The sequence below is a fragment of the Flavobacterium magnesitis genome, from assembly GCF_041729735.1.
In the GTDB taxonomy this organism is placed as follows: domain Bacteria; phylum Bacteroidota; class Bacteroidia; order Flavobacteriales; family Flavobacteriaceae; genus Flavobacterium; species Flavobacterium magnesitis.
This window is the reverse complement of record NZ_JBCFQK010000007.1, coordinates 38,923-59,500: the sequence shown is the minus strand read 5'-3', so window position 1 is coordinate 59,500 and position 20,578 is coordinate 38,923. Positions and strand designations below refer to the sequence as shown.

The following is a 20,578-nucleotide window of genomic DNA, read 5'->3' as shown; positions in this document are numbered from 1 at the left end:
ATGAATCTATCTATATTAATACCACTTCTTAACGAAGAAGAATCCCTTAAAGAACTCTACACTTGGATTATAAAAGTAATGCAAGAGCACCACTATTCTTATGAAATTATATTTCTGGATGACGGAAGTTCTGATCGTTCCTGGTCAATTATCCAAGGATTTGCTACGGAAAACACACACGTGAAAGGAATCCGATTCATGAAGAATTTCGGAAAATCTCAGGCTTTACACGCCGGTTTTGCAAAAGCCCAAGGCGATGTAATTATTACCATGGATGCTGATTTACAAGACAGTCCGGAAGAAATTCCAGGATTATACGAAATGATTACCAATCAAAATTTTGATCTTGTTTCAGGATGGAAAAAGAAGCGTTACGATTCTGTTGTGGCTAAAAACCTTCCTTCTAAATTGTTCAATTGGGCGGCTAGAAAAACTTCGGGAGTAGAATTGAATGATTTTAACTGCGGCTTAAAAGCATACCGAAATATCGTAGTAAAAAACATCGAAGTTTCAGGCGAAATGCACCGATACATTCCTGTTTTAGCAAAAAATGCCGGATTTGGAAAAATTGGTGAAAAAGTAGTGCAACATCAAGCTAGAAAATACGGAGAAACTAAATTTGGGATGGAACGTTTCATTAACGGATTCTTAGATTTAATCACTATTTGGTTCTTATCTCGATTTGGAAAAAGACCCATGCACTTATTTGGAGCCATCGGTTCATTGATGTTTATTATCGGTTTTCTATTAGCTGGATATATTGGAATTTCTAAATTGTACCACATGTACAGCGACATGCGTTACAACTTAGTAACAAACAATCCTTGGTTTTTTATCGCATTAACCACAATGATATTAGGAACACAACTATTTTTAGCCGGTTTTTTAGGCGAAATTATTTTACGCACTAAAAACAATGAAGAACGCTACAAAATTTCGAATGAAATTAATTTTTCATGAAGAATTATTATCTAAAGACTAAAAATAACCAAACATAAAACTAGAACACTAAAAACGCAAAAAAATGGAAATTAAACAGAACATTTTAGATGCAGTTAATGAATGGCTAAGCCCAACATTTGATACCGCAACCCAAGAAGAATTAAACAAAATAATGGCAACATCACCTAAAGAACTTGAAGAAAGTTTTTACAAAAACCTAGAGTTTGGTACTGGTGGAATGCGTGGCATTATGGGAGTTGGAAACAACCGAATCAACAAATATACCCTTGGAAAAAGCACACAAGGACTTTCAAATTATTTGAAATCTGTTTTTCCTAACCAACCCATAAAAGCTGTTATTGCTTTTGATTGCCGCCACAACAGTAAACTTTTAGCTAAAGTGGTTGCTGATGTTTTTTCGGCAAATGGAATTCAAGTTTATCTTTTTTCTGATTTAAGACCAACGCCAGAATTATCTTTTGCATTGAGACATTTAGGTTGCCAATGTGGAATTGTTCTAACTGCTTCTCATAATCCACCTGAATACAACGGATACAAAGTATACTGGGAAGATGGCGGACAAATTGTTCCTCCAGAAGACGAAGCAATTATTAATGCCATTGAAAAATTAAATTATAACGAAATCAAATTTGATGCTAACGAAGATTTGATTCAATATATTGATGAAGAAATTGATCAAGCCTTTATCAAATCGACTATTGAAAATGCTAGTTTTGACACTCCTGCTGAAGCAAAAGACAATTTAAACATTGTTTTCACTTCTTTGCACGGGACTTCCATTGCTGTAATGCCTCAAACTTTTGAGCAAGCGGGTTACAAAAATGTAAATATTGTTAGCGAACAAGCTATTCCTAACGGAGATTTCCCTACGGTAAAATCACCAAATCCCGAAGAACCAGAAGCCTTGACTTTAGCTTTAGCTTTAGCCGATAAAAAAAATGCCGATATTGTTATTGGTACTGATCCAGATTGTGATCGTTTAGGGATTGCTGTTCGAAATAACGAAGGCAAAATGACTTTGTTGAACGGAAACCAAACTATGATTTTAATGACTGCATTTTTACTAGAAAAATGGAAAAAAGCAGGCAAAATCAACGGAAAACAATTTGTAGGTTCAACCATTGTTTCTACTCCTATGATTATGGAATTAGCTTCGGCTTATGATGTTAATTTCAAAGTAGGTTTAACTGGTTTTAAATGGATTGCTAAAATGATTAAGGATTTTCCTGAATTAGAATTCATTGGCGGTGGAGAAGAAAGTTTTGGATACATGGTAGGCGATGCGGTTCGCGATAAAGATGCAGTTGCTGCCACCTTATTAATTTGCGAAGTTGCGGCTCAGGCCAAAGCTAACGGAAGTACAGTTTACAAAGAATTACTAAAATTATATGTTGAACACGGGTTTTACAAAGAATATTTAGTTTCATTGACTAAAAAAGGAATGGAAGGCTTGCAGGAAATCAACCAAATGATGATTGACTTGAGAGAAAATCCATTAAAAGAAATCAACGGACAGCGTGTAATAATGGTGGAAGATTACCAATCATCAGTTGCTAAAAATTTACTTGATGGAGAGGAATCAGTTATGGATATGCCAAAATCAAACGTTTTGATTTATTACACTGAGGATGGTTCTAAAATTTGTGCCAGACCAAGTGGAACTGAACCTAAAATTAAATTCTACATCAGCGTAAATACGCAACTTGATGCTGTAGAAAACTTCAACGAAGTAGAAAATATATTAGACGAAAAAATAAAAAACATTATAGCAGCAATGCAATTGAATTAAAATCAATAAATGGAAAAATTGGACACAAATGACGCTCCAAAACTATTAAATTCAATTATCGGTTTAATAGACCAAACACGTCATGTTGTTGCCAAAACAGTCAATCAAGAACTGACTTTATTGTATTGGAATATTGGAAAAACAATCAATGATGATATTCTAAAAAACGACAGAGCCGATTATGGAAAGAAGCTTATTTTAAATTTAAGTAACGCTCTTTCTAATAGATATGGAAGTGGATTCAACAAGAGAAATCTTCATAGCTTTATAAAACTAAACACTATAATTCAAGACATTACAATTGTGCACACACTGTGTGCACAATTAAGTTGGTCACATATTAGAAATCTTATCTATATAGAAAACCCCATAAAACGAGAGTTTTACATTCAAATGGCAGTTCATGAAAGGTGGAGTGTTCGAACGCTACAGGAACGAATAGACAGTATGCTTTTTGAAAGAACAGCAATTAGCAAAAAGCCTGAACTAACTATTGTCAATGAATTAAAAACCTTAGCAACCGAAAAGAAAATAAGCCCAGACTTAACTTTTCGAGATCCTTATTTTTTAGACTTTTTAGGTTTACATGACAGCTATTCCGAGAAAGATTTGGAAAGCGCTATTTTGGCACAACTTCAATATTTTATTACCGAAATGGGAAGCGAGTTTGCTTTTTTAGCCCGTCAAAAAAGAATAACTATTGATAATGAAGATTTTTATATCGATTTACTTTTTTATCATAGAGGTTTAAAAAGTTTAGTTGCGATAGATTTAAAATTAGGAAAATTCAAAGCCAATTACAAAGGTCAAATGGAATTATACCTTCGTTGGTTAGAGAGAAACGAACAAAAAGATGGAGAAAACAAACCTATTGGTTTAATCCTTTGTAGCGAAAAATCTCCTGAACAAATTAATTATTTAATGCTTGATAATGACGAGCAAATTAAAGTGGCAGAATACCTAACGCTATTACCCGAAAAAAAACTATTACTAGAAAAACTGGAAAAAGCCATAGCCATAGCAGAAAACAATACCCGAAAATAAATGAGTAATTTCAAAAAAATACTTCCTTTTATATTCCCATATAAAAGATACGCTTACTTGAACATCTTTTTTAATGTGCTATATGCCCTTTTTAGCACATTGTCGTTTATGTCATTAATTCCGATGATGCAGGTATTATTTGACCAGACTAAAAGAAATACAGTAATGCCAACGTATACTGGAATTTGGGAAATTAAAAAATTTGGAGAAGATTATCTTAGTTATTATATCACTAATATCACAGACACTTTCGGCGTAGGTTACACCTTATCCATTATGGTCGCTGTAATCATTTCTATTTTTTTATTGAAGAACTTTTGCGATTATATGGCCATGTTTTTCATTACTTTTTTAAGAAACGGAATTTTGAAAGATATGCGTAATGCGATGTATCAAAAAACATTGGAGTTACCTTTATCTTTTTTCTCAGAAAAGAGAAAAGGAGATGTGATTTCTCGTATTTCGGCTGATGTTAACGAAGTACAAACTTCCTTTTTATCCATACTAGAACTTATTGTAAAAGAACCGCTAACTATTATTTTCACCATAATAGCCATGCTTGCCATTAGCCCGCAGTTGACATTATTTGTATTCGTTTTTATTCCTGTTTCTGGTTATATAATTTCTATTATTGGAAAACAATTAAAAAAGAAATCCACACGAGCCCAACAAGAACAAGGTATCTTTTTGTCTACAATCGAAGAAACTTTAGGCGGACTGAAAGTGGTAAAAGGATACAATGCCGAAAAACATTTTGGTGAAGTTTTTAGAGCATCTACCCAACGTTTTTTTACATTATCCAATAGCATTGGTAATCGTCAAAATCTGGCTTCGCCCATGAGTGAATTTATGGGAATTATGGTTATTGCTATTTTGCTTTGGTATGGAGGAAATATGGTTTTGATTGAAAAAACCTTAAATGGCGCTTCGTTTATTGCTTATATGGGACTGGCTTACAATATTCTTACTCCTGCTAAATCCATTTCTAAAGCTTCTTATAGCGTAAAAAAAGGAAATGCTGCTGCAGAACGTATCCTTGAAATTTTAACTCAGGAAAACCCTATTACCAGCAAAGTAAATGCGGTTGAAAAAAATAGTTTCGAATCTAATATTGACATCAAAAACATTAACTTCAAATACGAAAAAGAAAGCGTCTTAAAAGATTTTTCGCTTCACATTAAAAAAGGACAAACTGTTGCTTTAGTGGGGCAATCAGGAAGTGGAAAAAGTACTATTGCTAATTTATTGACTCGTTTTTATGATGTAAATAAAGGAAGCATTGCCATTGACGGAGTAAATATTAAAGACATGGATTTACAATCTTTACGCGGATTAATGGGATTAGTTACTCAAGATAGTATTTTATTTAACGATACTATAAAAGCTAATATTTCTTTAGGAAAACCAAATGCCAGCGACGAAGAAATTATCGAAGCTTTGAAAATTGCTAATGCTTACGAATTTATCAAAGATTTACCAAAGGGCATTTATACCAACATTGGTGATAGTGGAAACAAACTTTCAGGAGGACAAAAACAACGTTTATCCATTGCTCGTGCCGTATTGAAAAATCCTCCAATTATGATTCTTGACGAAGCGACTTCTGCTTTAGATACCGAAAGCGAAAAATTTGTACAAGTAGCATTAGAAAACATGATGCAAAACCGAACTTCGATTGTTATTGCACACCGTCTTTCTACGATTCAAAAAGCAGATACAATTGTGGTTATGAAAAAAGGAAAAATTGCAGAACAAGGAACTCACGAAGAACTAATTGCTTTGGATGGCGCTTACAATAAGTTAGTCATGATGCAATCTTTCGAATAAATAATTAAAATTTAACATCGCTTTCTTTTAGATTCAAAAACGAATAATACCTTTATAAAACCATTTTAAATCTAAAAAAAATGTACCATAACAATCTAAATATTAAACTGCCAGAAAATCTAGATACTGTTGTTTGGAAATACCTGGATTTGTCAAAATTTTTAGATTTACTGCTTTCGCAAAAGTTATTCATGTCGCGTTCAGACAAATTTGAAGATCAATACGAAGGTACTTTTAGCGAACCCACATACGAAGAAATCAAGAAATTAGCCATTAACAATCCTGATTTCATGAATTATTACAAAACACATCGGGAAAAAGTAGCTATTAGCAGTTGGCATATTAATGAGTACGAATCCTTTGCCATGTGGCAAATTTTTACTCAAAATAGCGAAGGTTTGGCCATTCAATCGACCATTGGGAGATTACAAAAAGCGTTGCAGTCTGAAACCAATTTCAAACAATATATTGGCGAAGTAAATTATATCGATTACAAAAAAGAATACATTCCTTTTGATGATTTGTTCTTCCCTTTTCTATTCAAACGAAAAAGTTTTCAGTATGAGCGTGAAGTTCGAATTATTACTGACGTTTCTGATAGCGACAGCAATACCAAACTAAATGAAGGCTTAAAAATTAGTGTAAACATTAACGAACTTATCGAAAAAATTTACATTCATCCCAAATCTGAAAACTGGTATAAAAATTTAGTCATCGAATTAATGAAACAATTAGGTTTTGATTTCACTATTGAAAAATCCGATTTAGAAAGCGATATTCTGATTTAAATTAAATTGGTTCATAACTTGTTACTTCCCAATCTTCATCTAACAAATGAATGTAATTATAATGCACTACATCATTTTTATCAAACTGCCCGTTTTTGTTAGTATCCTCAACAGTTCTAAAATACAAACGGTTTTTAGATTCAATTAAATTCCAATCGATTAATTCTTCAAAATCAGCAGAAATCTTGGTAAAATGATTCCCGCTAACATCACTCAAATACAACGATTTAATATCGCTTGTATCTAATTTCCCGTCTTTATTAGTATCCATATCATACATAGTGTAGACTAAAATTTGTTTTTGAGTCTTTTTCGCAATTGCCTTTAAATAAGTGGCTGTTAAAATTAACACAGGCTTTTTTGTCAATGCTGTTATCGAATCAGAATCTATTTTCTGGAATTTTAAATTTTGTAAATACCCTGTCAGTTCTCCATCTCCTAAATTTGAAATTGTAAAACTCAAATCAATCACACTCGAAGAACCATATTTAGCCTTTGTTCCTCGTTCATAAACCCTTAAATCTCCCACAGGATGAATTAAATAATCCGTTCCTTCCATTTGAATAGGCAAATCAGCAATAGCAATCTGAGTCGAATCTACTTTTGTTAATTGTTGGTTTTTATTATATGAATCATAAATTACTTTAGGCTTTTCTACTTCTTCTTTACAACTCACTAAACATAAGATTGCTAAATTCATCAAGGCTATATGTAGTGTTTTCATAGGAATGTGATATTAAAATATTTTCAAATGTAATGATTTTTAAAAATGGTTTCGATTTTTTAAACTTAATTTATGACATAATAAAATCAAATTAAAACTTCCAAAACCAAAACCTGACTACAATTTAGCGTTCAATTTCACATTGAATATTCTTGTAGTCATGTAATTAGGTATTCCGTATTCAATTTTAGAATACACATCTCGTACCCAAGTATTGGTAATTGCATTTTGATTATTAAACAAATTAAATATTTCGAGACCAATAGCTAATTCTTTAAAATTTCCTAACCAACTCTTTTTTGCTTTTATCGAATTGGCATCTATTAAAACTTTAGAGAACCCAATATCCACCCGACGATAATCATTCAATCGGTTTTGATATTGATAGGCATCGGCATAAGAAGGCGAACCTCCTGGCAAACCTGTATTGTAAACCAAATTCAAATACAATTTCATACTCGAAATCGTAGGCATATAATCCTGAAACAAAACCGCAAACTTGAGTCGTTGATCTGTTGGTCGTGCAATATAACCTCGATTATTGCTATTTTCTTCCGTTTTAAGATAACCAAAACTAAACCAGGATTCCATACCCGGAACAAATTCTCCGTTCAGCCGAAAGTCCAATCCTTGAGCATAGGCTTTAGCATCATTGTTAGCTGCATAACGCATTCTAACATTATCTATTGTATAAGTATTCACATCGCTCAGGGATTTATAATACAACTCCGAAACCAACTTAAATGGACGTTGCCACATTTCAAAACTGTATTCATTTCCTAAAACCACATGAACTGACTGCTGTGCTTTTACATTATCCTGAACTGCTCCAGAAGCCGCTCTCAATTCTCTATAAAATGGAGGTTGGTAATAATAACCACCCGAAATTCTAAAAATCATTTCTTTTTCCCAATTGGGTTTTATTGCCAATTGTCCCCTTGGACTAAAAACCGTTTGCGAATTTCCTGAAGCATTGGTTCCAGTTATTCCCCAATTTTGCATTCTAATTCCTGCTGTGTACCAAAGTTCCGCATTTTCTAAATTAACTTTAGAATTCCACTGAGCATAAGCCGAAAAACGATTGATTGTATTAAAATTAGTTGCAAAAACACTTTGGTAAGGAACTAATGGTCCTGTGTAAGAAGTATTGGGTTGATCCTCTCTAGAAAAATCAAGTATCGGAGGATTAATTGAAAATCCTGCTGAATCGATAACCTCCCATTCTATTAATCGGTCTCGAATAGATTCACGGGTATATTTTACTCCAAATTCTAAATTGTTTTGTTTCCAATCATAGAAACCTTTGATTTCAGAATTTACAATCAAAGCATCCAAATCATTTCTAGCATGATTCAGCTGAGTTCCAATTCCGTTTGCATAAGATACATCATAGGAATCCGAACCAATTGTTGAATTAGTATTAGTTAATGCATACTGTGCCAAAATATCAAAATGTTCTTGCTCCATCGTATGAAAAACAGAAGTAATGAACTTGAATTTTAAGTTATCAGAAACTTGATAAGTAGTTTTCAAAGCACCAAAATAAGTCGTATATTTATCTTTTTCCTGACCTTCATAAAACACATTTAACTCCATTGGATTGTCTATAGTTCCAAATCTCGTTTTCCGAGTTAAAGGTTGGTAATCGTATTTATTTTGCGAAATATTCCCTAAAAAACTCCATTGCCATTTGTCCGAAGCTTTATAATTTACATTGGTTTGAACATCGACAAAAGAAGGTGTGAAATTCGTTTCGGTATCTTGACTATTCACTAAAAGACTGTTGTTTCGATAACGAACTCCTGTAACCGAAGTCCATTTTTTATTCTTTGAAACCGCATCAACGGTTAGGCTTCCACCAAGAAGACTCGCTTCAAAAGCTGCCGCAAATTGAGTTGGATTTCGATACGTTATATCTAAAACTGATGATAGTTTATCTCCATATTTAGCCTGAAATCCTCCTGCCGAAAAATTGACATTTTGCACTAAATCAGTATTGGTAAAACTTAAACCTTCTTGTTGTCCGGAACGAATTAAAAAAGGACGGTAAATTTCGATTTCATTGACATAAACCAAATTCTCATCATAACTTCCTCCTCTAACCGAATACTGCGTACTCAATTCATTATTCGAATTCACTCCTGCTAAAGTTTTCAAAACATTTTCAATTCCTGCATTAGCTCCTGGTAATTTCTTTATAACATCTGCCGAAATAGTCGTAATTCCTTCAATTTGGCTTCTCTTGTCTTTTGAAATAACAATCTCCCCCATTTGTTCTTCAAACTCATTCATTACTAAATTCAATTCGTAATCCGAAGTACTTTTCAATACTAATGAAACGGTGGTTTTCTTAAATGTTAGGTGACTAAAAACCAGATTGATTTTTTTATTCGCAGGGACTTTTATGGTATAAAATCCTTTTTCATTAGACTGCGTTGTATGTCCTAAAAACGAAACATTAACATTACTCACAGGGCGATTTTGAGCATCAAGCACCGTTCCCTTTACCCTAACTAATTGTGCCAGAGAAGAAAAACTAATCCAAAATACAATAAAAACCCAGCTTAGTTTATTGCTATTCAATGTGTCTATTATTATTTTTGACTTCTAAAAAACTGAGCCTCAAATGTTTTTGAATTCCCTACCTGATCTGTTACAATTACTTTTAAATTGTTAGCTCCTTCGGCTACAATTCCGTCACTAAAATAATGTGTGATTTTTCTAGTTTTAGTATTGTATTCAAATAAAATCCAGTTTCCATTCAAATATCCATTGTATGATTTTATACCAGATCCAGTATCGCTTATTGAAAGTTGTAGCATTTTATCATTACTCAACCAGCGTCCTTCAATTGGTTTTACAACACTAATTACAGGTGCTGAATTATCGATAGCCAAAGTATATTTTCCTAAAGTTCGCACTCTGGTAGTAAATACATTTCCTTTTACGTTAGTCCAATTATAGCCCAAACTTCCACTAACGCCTAAATTAGCAATATATACTTTTCTTTTTTGTTCTTCCGTATATTTATCACTTTCAATAGCTATTTCAAAATTAGAATGTGCAGGTACAGTATCATCGTGAAGCGTTAGTATATTTCCATTTACAGCAAAATTCATTGCAAAATCTTCATAAAATGTTTTAGCTGGAAATGTTACTGTCATATTATCTTTAGAAAAAATATTTTCCTTTTGCGCTTTTACAAAATAATTCGAAACAACAGTTTCTTGTTCTACAACTGGACTGGAAGCATCAAAACCAATTGGGATATTTACAGTAGTAGTATTTCCAAAAAAATCAGCTACCTCAATTCGATACACCATATTAATATTAGGAAGCACATTTACAATTCCATTAGTCCCATCTGTTTTTATAATACTTAAATTATAAGGCGTACTCATAAAGAGTTTCTGAACTCTTTGATATGTTTTTTTATACCGTGAATAATCAATTAATGCATTTATATAACGCATTTCATCAAAGCCATAAGTATCAAATTGATATCCAAAAGAAGCTTTCCCATTCAAAAAAGATTGTACTTTATAAACTCCATTTTTATTGAACGAATTATTGTCGTAATCATCGGCTGTAATTCCAAAACCAATAGCTCCATTAGCCAAAACTTTATTGGCTAAATAAGTTCCGTCTTTTTGTAAACTCAAATTAAGTAATAAAGGGCGTTTGGATTTATTAGCGATTCCTGCTAACGGATAAACGTAAACAGCGGCAATAATGGGCTTTTTTGTGTCTTTTATAAATTTATCAAAACCAAAAAGCATTGGATTGATAATTTTCTCCGTTTTAGTATCTCTAAATTCAAAATGCAAGTGTGGTCCTTGCGAAGAACCAGTATTTCCAGAAAGCGCAATCACCTGTCCTTTTTTAACCACTAATTCATTGGCTTTTGGAAACATTTCAATCTCAAAACTCTGATCTTTATAATGTGTTTTTTTGATGTAATCTTCTATTTCGCCAGAGGCAGTTTGCAAATGACAATAAACTGTTGTAAAACCATTAGGATGATTGATATAAATAGCCTTTCCGTTTCCAAAAGGGGAGATTTTTATACGGGAAACGTACCCATCAGCAACAGCATATACTTTTAATCCTTCTCTTTGTAAGGTTTTGAAATCAAAACCTGCATGAAAATGATTGGGTCTTAATTCTCCAAAATTCCCCGATAATTGCGTTGGAATGTCTAAAGGAGCCTGAAAATAATCTTTTGGATAAGTACTTTGAGCAATCACTGCTCTAGAAATCAATAGAAAAAAAAGGAAAAATCTCATGCGTATCGTTTTTGCTAAGATAAAAAAAGTAATTTGGATTACTTTATAAAAAAAGTTTTTTTGTAACCAATTACAGTACAACATTTTGATTATTTTATAATAAAAAAACCAATAAAATATTGTAATAATAAAAACTAATACTAAATTTGTAATATTAAGTAATGAATAGGATTAATTATGAGTGTAATCGCAGAAATAATTGATACTCTTGAAAATAAAGTTGAAAAACTTATTCTAAAATTAAGAAATTTAGAAAAAAATAATCAAGATTTAACTATCGAATTAAGTACAGCTGCCCAAATCATACAAAAACAATCCGCTGAGATTGAAGCGTTAAAAGCGCAGTATGAGACACTTAAAATTGCTAATTCATTATTAGGCAGTGACGAAAACAAAAGAGATACAAAGCTTAAAATAAATTCATTAATTCGGGAAATTGATTACTGTATTGCACAGTTATCAGATTAGTATAAACAATGGACGAAAAGCTTAAAATTAAAATATCAATTGCAGACCGAGTGTATCCATTAACCGTGGATCCCTCTCAGGAAGAAGGACTTAGAAGTGCTTCTAAAAAAATTGATACTATGATAAAGCAATTTGAAGAAAATTATGCTGTTCGCGATAAACAAGACGTTTTAGCCATGTGTGCTTTGCAATTTGCATCGCAAGTAGAGCAAAAACAGATTGATAATGCTATAAATGGAGACGAAACCATTGATAGAATTCAAAAAATTAATGCACTTTTAGACGAAAATCTCTAAAAAAAACAACGACGTTCTTTAACAACTAAGATACTGCCTACATTAGTTCATAATTTGGTAAACTCAACACTAACAATTTAGAATGAGCGAATCATCGTTACTATAGCAAGCCAATTCAGTTTGGAAGCTTGAACAACGAGTTAGCTCAAAACTTGTCTTTACGAGTTTATACAAACAACTTAATGTAGGCTTTTTTTTATATATAAATTTTTAAACACACATGGACATATTAACGATTATTATTTCGGGAATTATAGGTATTGCAATCGGTTTTGGTATCGCTAAAATCATAGAAAAAAGCAACATCTCTAATCTTATCAAAAACGCTAAAAAAGAAGCCGCTTCTATCTTAAAAGATGCCAATCTAGAAGCTGAAAACATAAAAAAAGATAAAATTCTTCAAGCAAAAGAGAAATTTATCGAATTAAAATCAGAGCATGAACAAGTAATTTTAGCTCGTGATAAAAAAGTAGCAGAAGTAGAAAAAAGGACGAGAGACAAAGAATCTCAAATTTCTAACGAATTATCTAAAGCTAAAAAAGTAAACGACGATTTTGAGAAAAAAACAGCTGAATTTGAAGCTAAAATTGAAGTTTTAGACAAAAAACAAGCGGAAGTAGACAAATTACACAAAAGCCAACTACAACAATTAGAATTGATTTCTGGTTTGTCTGCTGAGGAAGCTAAAGAACAATTAGTAGAAGGTTTAAAAGCAGAAGCTAAAACATCTGCTATGTCTCATATTCAGGATACGATTGAAGAGGCAAAATTAACAGCACAACAAGAAGCGAAGAAAATCATTATCAATACCATTCAACGTGTAGGTACAGAAGAAGCGGTAGAAAATTGCGTGTCAGTATTCAATATCGAGTCGGATGATGTAAAAGGTAGAATTATTGGTCGTGAAGGAAGAAACATTAGAGCTCTTGAAGCAGCTACAGGTGTTGAAATTATTGTTGACGATACTCCAGAAGCGATTATCCTTTCTTGTTTTGACCCAGTGAGAAGAGAAATTGCTCGTTTGGCATTGCACAAATTAGTAACTGATGGACGTATTCACCCGGCACGTATTGAAGAAGTGGTGGCTAAAACAGCCAAACAAATTGACGACGAAATTATCGAAGTGGGTAAACGTACCGTTATCGATTTAGGAATTCACGGTTTACACCCAGAATTAATAAAAGTAGTAGGACGTATGAAATACCGTTCTTCTTATGGACAAAACTTATTGCAACACTCCCGTGAAGTTTCTAAACTTTGTGGATTAATGGCTGCTGAATTAGGATTGAATGTTAAGTTGGCAAAAAGAGCTGGTTTATTACACGATATTGGAAAAGTACCGGATACTGAAAGTGATTTACCTCACGCACTATTAGGTATGCAATGGGCTGAGAAATATGGTGAAAAAGAAGAAGTTTGCAACGCTATAGGTGCGCATCACGACGAGATTGAAATGAAATCTTTATTATCTCCAATTATCCAGGTTTGTGATGCTATTTCAGGAGCAAGACCAGGTGCAAGAAGACAAGTGTTAGATTCTTACATCCAACGCTTAAAAGACCTTGAAGAAGTTGCTTATGGATTTAACGGAGTTAAAAATGCTTATGCAATTCAAGCGGGCAGAGAATTACGTGTAATTGTAGAAAGCGAAAAAGTTTCTGATGACAATGCAGCCACTTTATCTTTTGAAATTTCTCAAAAAATCCAAACTGAAATGACTTACCCAGGTCAGGTAAAAGTAACCGTAATTAGAGAAACCAGAGCAGTAAATATTGCTAAATAAGCACACTAAATTCCAAATATTAAATTCCAAATATTAAATTCCAAATTCCAATAGTCATAATTGGGATTTGGATTTTTTTTACAAATCAATTTTGGAATTCGGAATGTAAAAAATTGGAATTTCACTTCCCTTTTCTCGGATGAAAATTATTGATTACTTCGGTTAAAAATTTTCTATCCAAATGCAAATAAATTTCTGTAGTTGTTATCGATTCATGTCCCAACATTAATTGAATAGAGCGTAAATCAGCACCGTTTTCTAAAAGATGTGTCGCAAAGGAATGCCTGAATGTATGTGGACTTATTTTTTTGGTTAAACCAATCTTAGAAGCTAGATTACTGATAATGGTAAAAATCATGGCACGTGTCAACTGTCCTCCTCTTCTGTTCAAGAACAAAGTATCACTAAATTCTTTTTTTACAGGAACATTTATTCTAACATTTTCTTTGTAAAGAAGAATGTATTTTTGAGTTGAATGAGCAATTGGAACAAACCTTTCTTTATTTCCTTTACCGGTAATCTTAATAAAACCTTCGTCAAAAAACAAATCGGATATTTTAAGCGAAACTAATTCTGATACCCGAAGTCCACAGCTATACAATGTTTCTAACATTACTTTATTTCGTTCTCCTTCATTAGAACTTAAATCAATTGCCGAAATAAGACTATCTATTTCTTCAACAGCTAAAGTATCGGGTAGTTTTCTAGCCGTTTTAGGCGATTCAATTAATTCCATTGGGTTATCTTTTCGGTAATCTTCAAAAATCAAATAGCTAAAAAAACTTTTTAAACCTGATATAATTCGCGCCTGAGATCGCGCATTTACCTGACCAGAAACAGCATAAATAAACTGTTGAACAGTTTCCTCACTAATTTTTAAAGGAGAAACTTCTATTTTATTATCAGTAAGAAATAGACACAATCGCTCAATATCAAAAGAATAATTAGTAATTGTATTCTTTGATAAACCACGCTCTATTTTAAGATACGATTGATAACTTTTAATATAGAAATTCCAATTCATGTTACAAATAAACGACTTTTATTCCCAACAAAAAACCCTTAAACAATTGATGTTTAAGGGTTTATTTTTGTAGCGAAGACGGGAGTTGAACCCGTGACCTCAGGGTTATGAATCCTGCGCTCTAACCAACTGAGCTACCTCGCCAAATATTCAGGTTAATACTGTTCCTGAATGCGGGTGCAAAGATAGAAATAAAATTAAATGGTGCAAGCATAAAACGAAGAAAAAAAAATATTTTTAAAAACGTTTTTTTTTAGACATTATATTCTATATATTCGAAAAAAAATAAATCTGCCTCTATGGATGTTAAAGTACGTTACGAAATTGAGTTTCCTATAAATTCTTCGCCGCAATTATTATATCAATATATTTCTACTCCTTCTGGTTTATCTGAATGGTTTGCCGATGATGTGAACTCAAGAGGAGAGTTTTTTACTTTCATTTGGAATGATTCCGAAGAAAAAGCAAGATTAGCATCTAAAAAATCAGGTGAGAAAGTAAAATTTAAATGGGTTGATGCCGCAGGAAAGGATACAGAGTATTTCTTTGAATTACATATATTAGTAGATGAGCTGACGAAAGATGTATCTTTAATGGTGGTTGATTTTGCCGAAGAAGATGAGATTGAAGAAGCTTCTCAGTTGTGGGAAAATCAAATTTCAGATTTAAAACATCTCTTGGGTTCTGTATAGTGAATTCTATTTTTATGACTTATATTTGCCCTGAACAAAATTCAGGGCTTTTTTTATGATTAATTTTAATGGTACTTTAGTAACTCAAGATTCAAATATATTAACACAAAATCGCGGTTTTTTATACGGAGACGCGGTTTTTGAAACAGTTAAAATTGTAAATTCTAAAGTACTGTATTTAGAGGATCATTATTTTAGGTTAATGGCCTCAATGCGCGTGGTGCGGATGGAGATTCCTATGAATTTTACAATGGAGTATCTTGAAGAACAATTACTTTCTTTAACCGATAAATTGTCTATTTCACAATCAGCAAGAGCTCGTATCACTGTTTTTAGAAACGATGGAGGCTATTATTTGCCAATAGACAATACCGTTTCTTTTCTAGTTCATGCTACAGCTTTAGAGTCGGTTGTTTATTCTTTTGATAAAAAAGAATACGAAGTAGATTTATACAAAGATTTTTACATTACAAAACAATTATTATCATCGATTAAGACCACAAATCGGATTTTGAATGTAGCTGCAAGTATTTTTGCCAATGAGAATGCTTTGGATAACTGTTTATTGCTGAATGATGCTAAAAATGTTGTAGAAGCCATTCAGGGGAATATTTTTATGGTAATTGGAAATAAATTGATTACACCTCCAGTTTCCGAAGGTTGTTTGAATGGTGTAATGCGCAAGCAAGTTTTAAAATTAGCAAAAACAATTGCAGATTTAGAAGTTGAAGAAGCTGTAATTTCTCCTTTTGAACTTCAAAAAGCCGATGAATTGTTTATTACCAATGTAATAAAAGGAATCCAGCCTATTACAAAGTATAGAAAAAAGACTTTTCAGTCAAAAATTGCCCAACAATTGATTACAAAAATGAATGAAATTGTTAGTTCTACTTAATTCAAATACGGATTTTCGGGAGCATTAGACCAAATAAGATAATCACCTCCTAATTCCATAATTTGTTCTTTCCAAAAATGAGTAGAAGATTTTCCGATAATTTTGTTTTTGTAATTATTAGACGTAATAATCCAGGAGTTAGCATTCATTTCTGATTCCAATTGGCTTTCAGACCATCCGGTGTAACCCAGAAAGAAACGAATGTTGTTTTTATTTATTTTTCCGCTATTGATAAGTTCTTTAGTAGATTCAAAATCTCCACCCCAATAAATTCCGTTAGAAATCTCAATACTATTAGGAATTAAATTGGGAACATTATGGATAAAGTAAAGATTATCTTGTTCTACAGGTCCACCATTGTAGATTTTTAAACGAGAATCAATATCTGGAATTAAATCGTTTATGGTGTATTTTAGCGGTTTATTAATGATAAAACCAACTGATCCATCTTTGTCATGGTCAGCCAATAAAATCACAGATCTATTAAATGATAAATCTCCAATTATTGAAGGTTCAGCAATAAGTAATTGTCCTTTTATTAATGTTTCTGAAATCATGACTTTTCAAGTTTTTATTAAATTTAAGAAAAAAAAAAAAAAAAAACCAAACATATTCGATAAAAAGTATAAAAAAACCCTCAATTGAGGGTTTTTTATATTGATAGGTTTTGAAACAAATTCTTAGTTTACAGCACCTTCTAATTCAGCTCCAGCTTTAAATTTTACAACATTTTTAGCTGCGATTTGAATTGTTTTTCCAGTTTGAGGATTTCTTCCGTCTCTAGCTGCTCTTGCAGATACAGACCAAGATCCGAAACCTACTAAAGATACTTTTCCACCTTTTTTCAAAGTGTCACCTACATTTCCTAAAAATGACTCTAAAGCTAATTTTGCAGCTGCTTTAGTAATTCCTGCGTCAGCAGCGATAGCATCGATTAATTCTGATTTGTTCATAATAAAAAGTTATTAATTGTTGGTTAAAAATAAATTGTTAATACACAAATTTAGCAGTAAATACAGACCCTGCAAGTGTTTTCTTTGATTTTACAGTATTTTGTTGATAACTTAATTTTTTTGTTGATAACATAGTGTTTTTTAGCCGTTTTTTAGCTTAATTTCCCGTTTTTGTTGGGCTTATAGCGCTTTTGCTTCATCAGAAAAAGAAATTCCATTGAGTAATTCGGCAGTAGTCATTTTCTTTTTGCCTGGAAATTGCAAATTTAGTATTTGAATAAAACCGTCTTTTACCGCAATTTTTAATTCTTTTTTAGAACGAACAATCGTTCCAATAGTATAACGATGGGTTTCTGATATTATTTTAGATTCGTATATTTTAACATTCCATTCTTGATCTTTATCGGTAAAAAGACACCAAGAAGCAGGATAAGGACTTAAACCTCTGATGAGATTATTGATTTCTGATGCTGATTTGCTCCAATCAATTTTGCAATTCTCTTTGTTGAGTTTATAGGCGGTTTTAATATCAGCATTTTCAGTTTGAATAGTTGTTTTAACTTGTTCTTTTTCTATTAAGCCCAAAGTTTCAATTACCGTATTGCTTCCTAAATCCATTAAACGATCATGAAGTTGCCCTGCGTTTTCGTTTGGATCAATTTCGGTTTCTGAACTTAAAATCATGGCACCAGTATCTATTTTGTCATCAATAAAAAAAGTAGTCACACCTGTTTTAGTTTCTCCGTTGATAATTGCCCAATTAATAGGCGCTGCTCCACGATAATTTGGCAAAAGCGAAGCATGAAGATTAAATGTGCCCAGACTTGGCATTTCCCAAACCACTTTTGGCAACATTCTAAACGCAACTACAATTTGTAAATTGGCGTTAAGCGATTTTAATTCAGCAAGGAAAGATTCGTCTTTTAAATTGGTAGGCTGTAGTAAATTTAAATTGTGTTCTAAAGCGTATTCTTTTACGGCAGAATATTTAATTTTTTGTCCGCGACCGGCTGGTTTATCTGCTGCGGTTATGACGCCTACTATTTTGTAGTTATTTTTTAAAATGCTATCCAGAATTCCTACTGCAAAGTCGGGCGTACCCATAAATACGATTCGTAATTTTTCCATTATTTGTTTAAGCTATATTTATTGTTAGGTTTTATTAGAATGTATTCGTTTTCTAATAATTCTTGAAGGGCAAAGATAACATCGTTTGAAGGATTATTAATCTCGATTTGAATTTCTCTCGAACTTAAATCAGTTGTTTTTAATAAATCCAGTATTTTTTCAGCAAGCGAAATAGTGCTTTCTTTTTTCGTTTTTTGTGTAATACAATAAGAGCAAATGCCGCATTTAGCACTTTTGGTTTCACCAAAATAAGCCAAAAGCAATTGACTCTTACAGCTTTTGTCTTTTTTAATATATTCTAAAACAGATTGAAATTGTTCTTTTTTTAATTGGTTTTGGTTTTCAAGATACTTAGCCACTCGGTTAATCGTCCTTTCGTCTTCGCGAATTTCATTAAAAATGAGTGTGGTGTCATTATTTTTCGAATGATAATCGATAAGTCCTTTTTCTTTTAATTTTTCTAAAACAACCAATACTTCTGCTTCAGTATGTTTTGATTTTTTTGCAATTAACGAAAGATTGAAATTCGTTTGAATGTCATAAATTCCAGGATAGGTACGCAAAATAGCCAGAATAATTTCTTCATCGTTAGGATTCAAACTCGTATAACGAATCACTTCCTTAGAAGGAATAATAAATTGTAAGCTTATCTTTTCTGAGAATTCTTGCGATAAACTAATAATTCCTTGTCGGTCTAAAAACTGAATGGCATTATACGTTTTTAAAACTGGGAATTTATAACGCAAACAAAACTGATTTAAATTAAAAGAATATTGTTCGTTAATTCCTTCGCCATAGGCAATTTGGAAATAATTACACATTTTGATAAAAACTTCTTTGAGGAATTTTCTATCTGGTAAAATGTAAATAAATTGATTTTCGGTTTGAGCAATATCTGAAGCACTTGTCAGCAAAATAGCAAATGCTTTTTCTTCGTTTCTTCCTGCCCGACCGGCTTCTTGATAATAGTTTTCTAAGTTTTCTGGTAATTGTGTGTGGATAACCGTTTTTACATTGGCTTTGTCAATTCCCATCCCAAAAGCATTGGTGGCAACCATAACCTGAACTTCTTCGTCCATCCAAAGTTGCATATTTTTGTTCTTGTCTTTCAAGGCTAATCCGCCATGATAAAAAGTTGCTTTGAATCCCAGGGAATTCAATTGTGCCGCAGTGTCAATGCACGATCTTCGGTTTCGTACATATATAATAGAAGGTTGCGGATTTTTACTTAGAATTTGTTTTATTCTAAAGAGTTTGTCCTCAATTTCAAAAACCATGTAGGCAATGTTTTTTCTTTCGAAAGATTTTTCAAAACATTTTGGGTTTTCGAGACCTAATTCGGTTATAATATCTTCTTTGACTTTTGGTGTTGCAGTTGCTGTTAGCGCCAGAAAAGGAGTTTTAGGAAAATGACTTTTTAAATTCGAAATTTTTAAATAAGCAGGACGAAAATCATGTCCCCATTGCGAAACACAATGTGCTTCGTCAATAGCAATTAAATTAATGGGAAGCGTTTTGATTCGTTCTAAAATCCAATCGGACTGTAAACGTTCGGGTGATAAATAAAGAAATTTGTAATTCCCAAATTGGCAATTATCCAATAAATCAATTATTTCGTCTGATTTTATTCCGCCCGTAAGTGCGATAGCTTTAATGTTCCGCTTTTGTAAATTGGCAACCTGATCTTTCATTAAAGCAACTAAAGGAGAAATGACCAAGCAAATTCCTTTTTGCATGAGAGCGGGAATTTGGAAACAAACTGATTTTCCGCCGCCAGTGGGCATTAGTGCAAAAGTATCATGACCGCTTAAAACGGAATTGATAATTTCTTCTTGGGGCAATCTAAAACTATCGTGATCCCAGTATTTTTTTAGAATTTGTAAAGCTTCAGACATGCAGTTTAGAAAGATTTAATAGC

Annotated in this window: 18 protein-coding genes, 1 tRNA gene and 1 other RNA gene; 11 read left to right on the top strand and 9 right to left on the bottom strand. The window is 32.5% G+C overall.

The genetic code is table 11. The features are described from left to right. The 5 genes from AAGV33_RS06790 to AAGV33_RS06770 all read left to right on the top strand — a co-directional run bounded on the left by AAGV33_RS06790 (position 1) and on the right by AAGV33_RS06770 (position 6,411). The gene (locus AAGV33_RS06790) at positions 1 to 960 is read left to right on the top strand and encodes a glycosyltransferase family 2 protein (RefSeq protein WP_373391207.1); all 960 of its coding nucleotides are present in this window, start codon (positions 1 to 3) and stop codon (positions 958 to 960) included. Positions 961 to 1,024: 64 nt separating this feature from the next. Beyond that, the gene (locus AAGV33_RS06785; RefSeq protein ID WP_373391206.1) at positions 1,025 to 2,752 is read left to right on the top strand and encodes a phospho-sugar mutase; all 1,728 of its coding nucleotides are present in this window, start codon (positions 1,025 to 1,027) and stop codon (positions 2,750 to 2,752) included. 9 nt (positions 2,753 to 2,761) lie between these two features. Continuing rightward, positions 2,762 to 3,796, top strand: coding sequence for a PDDEXK nuclease domain-containing protein (locus tag AAGV33_RS06780; protein WP_373391205.1), 1,035 nt, complete (start codon positions 2,762 to 2,764; stop codon positions 3,794 to 3,796). Further along, positions 3,797 to 5,623 carry an ABC transporter ATP-binding protein gene (locus AAGV33_RS06775; RefSeq protein WP_373391204.1) on the top strand — a complete coding sequence of 609 codons (1,827 nt, stop codon included), beginning with the start codon at positions 3,797 to 3,799 and terminating at the stop codon, positions 5,621 to 5,623. An 80-nt stretch (positions 5,624 to 5,703) separates the two neighbouring features. Then, entirely contained in the window at positions 5,704 to 6,411 is a 708-nt protein-coding gene (locus AAGV33_RS06770) for a hypothetical protein (protein ID WP_373391203.1), read from the top strand. 1 nt (position 6,412) lies between these two features. Here the strand turns inward: AAGV33_RS06770 and AAGV33_RS06765 are convergent, their stop codons facing one another. The 3 genes from AAGV33_RS06765 to AAGV33_RS06755 form a co-directional block, all read right to left on the bottom strand. Beyond that, positions 6,413 to 7,135, bottom strand: a complete 723-nt coding sequence (locus tag AAGV33_RS06765; RefSeq protein WP_373391202.1) for a CREC-EF hand family protein — start codon at positions 7,133 to 7,135, stop codon at positions 6,413 to 6,415. 117 nt (positions 7,136 to 7,252) lie between these two features. After that, positions 7,253 to 9,718, bottom strand: a complete 2,466-nt coding sequence (locus tag AAGV33_RS06760) for a TonB-dependent receptor (protein WP_373391201.1) — start codon at positions 9,716 to 9,718, stop codon at positions 7,253 to 7,255. 11 nt (positions 9,719 to 9,729) lie between these two features. After that, complete coding sequence (locus AAGV33_RS06755; protein ID WP_373391200.1) at positions 9,730 to 11,421, bottom strand: M23 family metallopeptidase; 1,692 nt, start codon at positions 11,419 to 11,421, stop codon at positions 9,730 to 9,732. A 177-nt stretch (positions 11,422 to 11,598) separates the two neighbouring features. Between AAGV33_RS06755 and AAGV33_RS06750 the strand changes: the two genes are divergently transcribed. From AAGV33_RS06750 to rny, 4 genes are all read left to right on the top strand, one after another. Continuing rightward, on the top strand, positions 11,599 to 11,889 hold the full coding sequence (locus AAGV33_RS06750) for a hypothetical protein (RefSeq protein ID WP_373391199.1): 291 nt from the start codon (positions 11,599 to 11,601) through the stop codon (positions 11,887 to 11,889). An 8-nt stretch (positions 11,890 to 11,897) separates the two neighbouring features. Further along, positions 11,898 to 12,185 (top strand): cell division protein ZapA, encoded by a 288-nt coding sequence (locus AAGV33_RS06745; protein ID WP_035660797.1) that lies wholly within the window; start codon positions 11,898 to 11,900, stop codon positions 12,183 to 12,185. A gap of 61 nt (positions 12,186 to 12,246) precedes the next feature. Then, a non-coding RNA gene (ssrS, locus tag AAGV33_RS06740) (6S RNA) lies at positions 12,247 to 12,353 on the top strand. A gap of 52 nt (positions 12,354 to 12,405) precedes the next feature. Beyond that, a complete protein-coding gene (gene rny / locus AAGV33_RS06735) occupies positions 12,406 to 13,968 on the top strand; it encodes a ribonuclease Y (RefSeq protein WP_373391198.1) in 1,563 nt (520 codons plus the stop codon). Between the two features lie 121 nt (positions 13,969 to 14,089). Here rny and xerD read toward each other — a convergent pair whose 3' ends face one another. Both xerD and AAGV33_RS06725 read right to left on the bottom strand, forming a co-directional pair. Then, entirely contained in the window at positions 14,090 to 14,992 is a 903-nt protein-coding gene (gene xerD / locus AAGV33_RS06730) for a site-specific tyrosine recombinase XerD (protein ID WP_373391197.1), read from the bottom strand. A gap of 70 nt (positions 14,993 to 15,062) precedes the next feature. Beyond that, a tRNA-Met gene (locus AAGV33_RS06725) sits at positions 15,063 to 15,136 on the bottom strand. Positions 15,137 to 15,291: 155 nt separating this feature from the next. Here AAGV33_RS06725 and AAGV33_RS06720 point away from each other — a divergent pair. Together AAGV33_RS06720 and AAGV33_RS06715 are read left to right on the top strand one after the other, a co-directional pair. Next, positions 15,292 to 15,684, top strand: coding sequence for an START-like domain-containing protein (locus AAGV33_RS06720; protein ID WP_373391196.1), 393 nt, complete (start codon positions 15,292 to 15,294; stop codon positions 15,682 to 15,684). A 55-nt stretch (positions 15,685 to 15,739) separates the two neighbouring features. Then, positions 15,740 to 16,579 carry an aminotransferase class IV gene (locus tag AAGV33_RS06715; RefSeq protein WP_373391195.1) on the top strand — a complete coding sequence of 280 codons (840 nt, stop codon included), beginning with the start codon at positions 15,740 to 15,742 and terminating at the stop codon, positions 16,577 to 16,579. On the opposite strand, the gene AAGV33_RS06710 is transcribed toward AAGV33_RS06715, so the two are convergent. The 4 genes from AAGV33_RS06710 to AAGV33_RS06695 form a co-directional block, all read right to left on the bottom strand. Further along, positions 16,576 to 17,136: a YqgE/AlgH family protein gene (locus AAGV33_RS06710; RefSeq protein WP_373391194.1), complete on the bottom strand. Its 561-nt coding sequence runs from the start codon at positions 17,134 to 17,136 to the stop codon at positions 16,576 to 16,578. The genes AAGV33_RS06715 and AAGV33_RS06710 overlap by 4 nt on opposite strands. Positions 17,137 to 17,259: 123 nt before the next feature. Further along, positions 17,260 to 17,532 carry an HU family DNA-binding protein gene (locus tag AAGV33_RS06705; RefSeq protein WP_108740556.1) on the bottom strand — a complete coding sequence of 91 codons (273 nt, stop codon included), beginning with the start codon at positions 17,530 to 17,532 and terminating at the stop codon, positions 17,260 to 17,262. Between the two features lie 180 nt (positions 17,533 to 17,712). After that, positions 17,713 to 18,660 (bottom strand): methionyl-tRNA formyltransferase, encoded by a 948-nt coding sequence (gene fmt / locus AAGV33_RS06700; protein WP_373391193.1) that lies wholly within the window; start codon positions 18,658 to 18,660, stop codon positions 17,713 to 17,715. After that, positions 18,660 to 20,555 carry a RecQ family ATP-dependent DNA helicase gene (locus AAGV33_RS06695; RefSeq protein WP_373391192.1) on the bottom strand — a complete coding sequence of 632 codons (1,896 nt, stop codon included), beginning with the start codon at positions 20,553 to 20,555 and terminating at the stop codon, positions 18,660 to 18,662. Before AAGV33_RS06695 ends, fmt begins: the two co-directional genes overlap by 1 nt. Positions 20,556 to 20,578 lie beyond the last annotated feature (23 nt).

Bases quoted from the DNA above. Each gene is read 5' to 3' on its own strand.
- AAGV33_RS06790 (WP_373391207.1), top strand. From the start codon at position 1: ATGAATCTATCTATATTAATACCACTTCTTAACGAAGAAGAATCCCTT.
- AAGV33_RS06785 (WP_373391206.1), top strand. From the start codon at position 1,025: ATGGAAATTAAACAGAACATTTTAGATGCAGTTAATGAATGGCTAAGC.
- AAGV33_RS06780 (WP_373391205.1), top strand. From the start codon at position 2,762: ATGGAAAAATTGGACACAAATGACGCTCCAAAACTATTAAATTCAATT.
- AAGV33_RS06775 (WP_373391204.1), top strand. From the start codon at position 3,797: ATGAGTAATTTCAAAAAAATACTTCCTTTTATATTCCCATATAAAAGA.
- AAGV33_RS06770 (WP_373391203.1), top strand. From the start codon at position 5,704: ATGTACCATAACAATCTAAATATTAAACTGCCAGAAAATCTAGATACT.
- AAGV33_RS06765 (WP_373391202.1), bottom strand. From the start codon at position 7,135: ATGAAAACACTACATATAGCCTTGATGAATTTAGCAATCTTATGTTTA.
- AAGV33_RS06755 (WP_373391200.1), bottom strand. From the start codon at position 11,421: ATGAGATTTTTCCTTTTTTTTCTATTGATTTCTAGAGCAGTGATTGCT.
- AAGV33_RS06750 (WP_373391199.1), top strand. From the start codon at position 11,599: ATGAGTGTAATCGCAGAAATAATTGATACTCTTGAAAATAAAGTTGAA.
- AAGV33_RS06745 (WP_035660797.1), top strand. From the start codon at position 11,898: ATGGACGAAAAGCTTAAAATTAAAATATCAATTGCAGACCGAGTGTAT.
- rny (WP_373391198.1), top strand. From the start codon at position 12,406: ATGGACATATTAACGATTATTATTTCGGGAATTATAGGTATTGCAATC.
- xerD (WP_373391197.1), bottom strand. From the start codon at position 14,992: ATGAATTGGAATTTCTATATTAAAAGTTATCAATCGTATCTTAAAATA.
- AAGV33_RS06720 (WP_373391196.1), top strand. From the start codon at position 15,292: ATGGATGTTAAAGTACGTTACGAAATTGAGTTTCCTATAAATTCTTCG.
- AAGV33_RS06715 (WP_373391195.1), top strand. From the start codon at position 15,740: ATGATTAATTTTAATGGTACTTTAGTAACTCAAGATTCAAATATATTA.
- AAGV33_RS06710 (WP_373391194.1), bottom strand. From the start codon at position 17,136: ATGATTTCAGAAACATTAATAAAAGGACAATTACTTATTGCTGAACCT.
- AAGV33_RS06705 (WP_108740556.1), bottom strand. From the start codon at position 17,532: ATGAACAAATCAGAATTAATCGATGCTATCGCTGCTGACGCAGGAATT.
- fmt (WP_373391193.1), bottom strand. From the start codon at position 18,660: ATGGAAAAATTACGAATCGTATTTATGGGTACGCCCGACTTTGCAGTA.
- AAGV33_RS06695 (WP_373391192.1), bottom strand. From the start codon at position 20,555: ATGTCTGAAGCTTTACAAATTCTAAAAAAATACTGGGATCACGATAGT.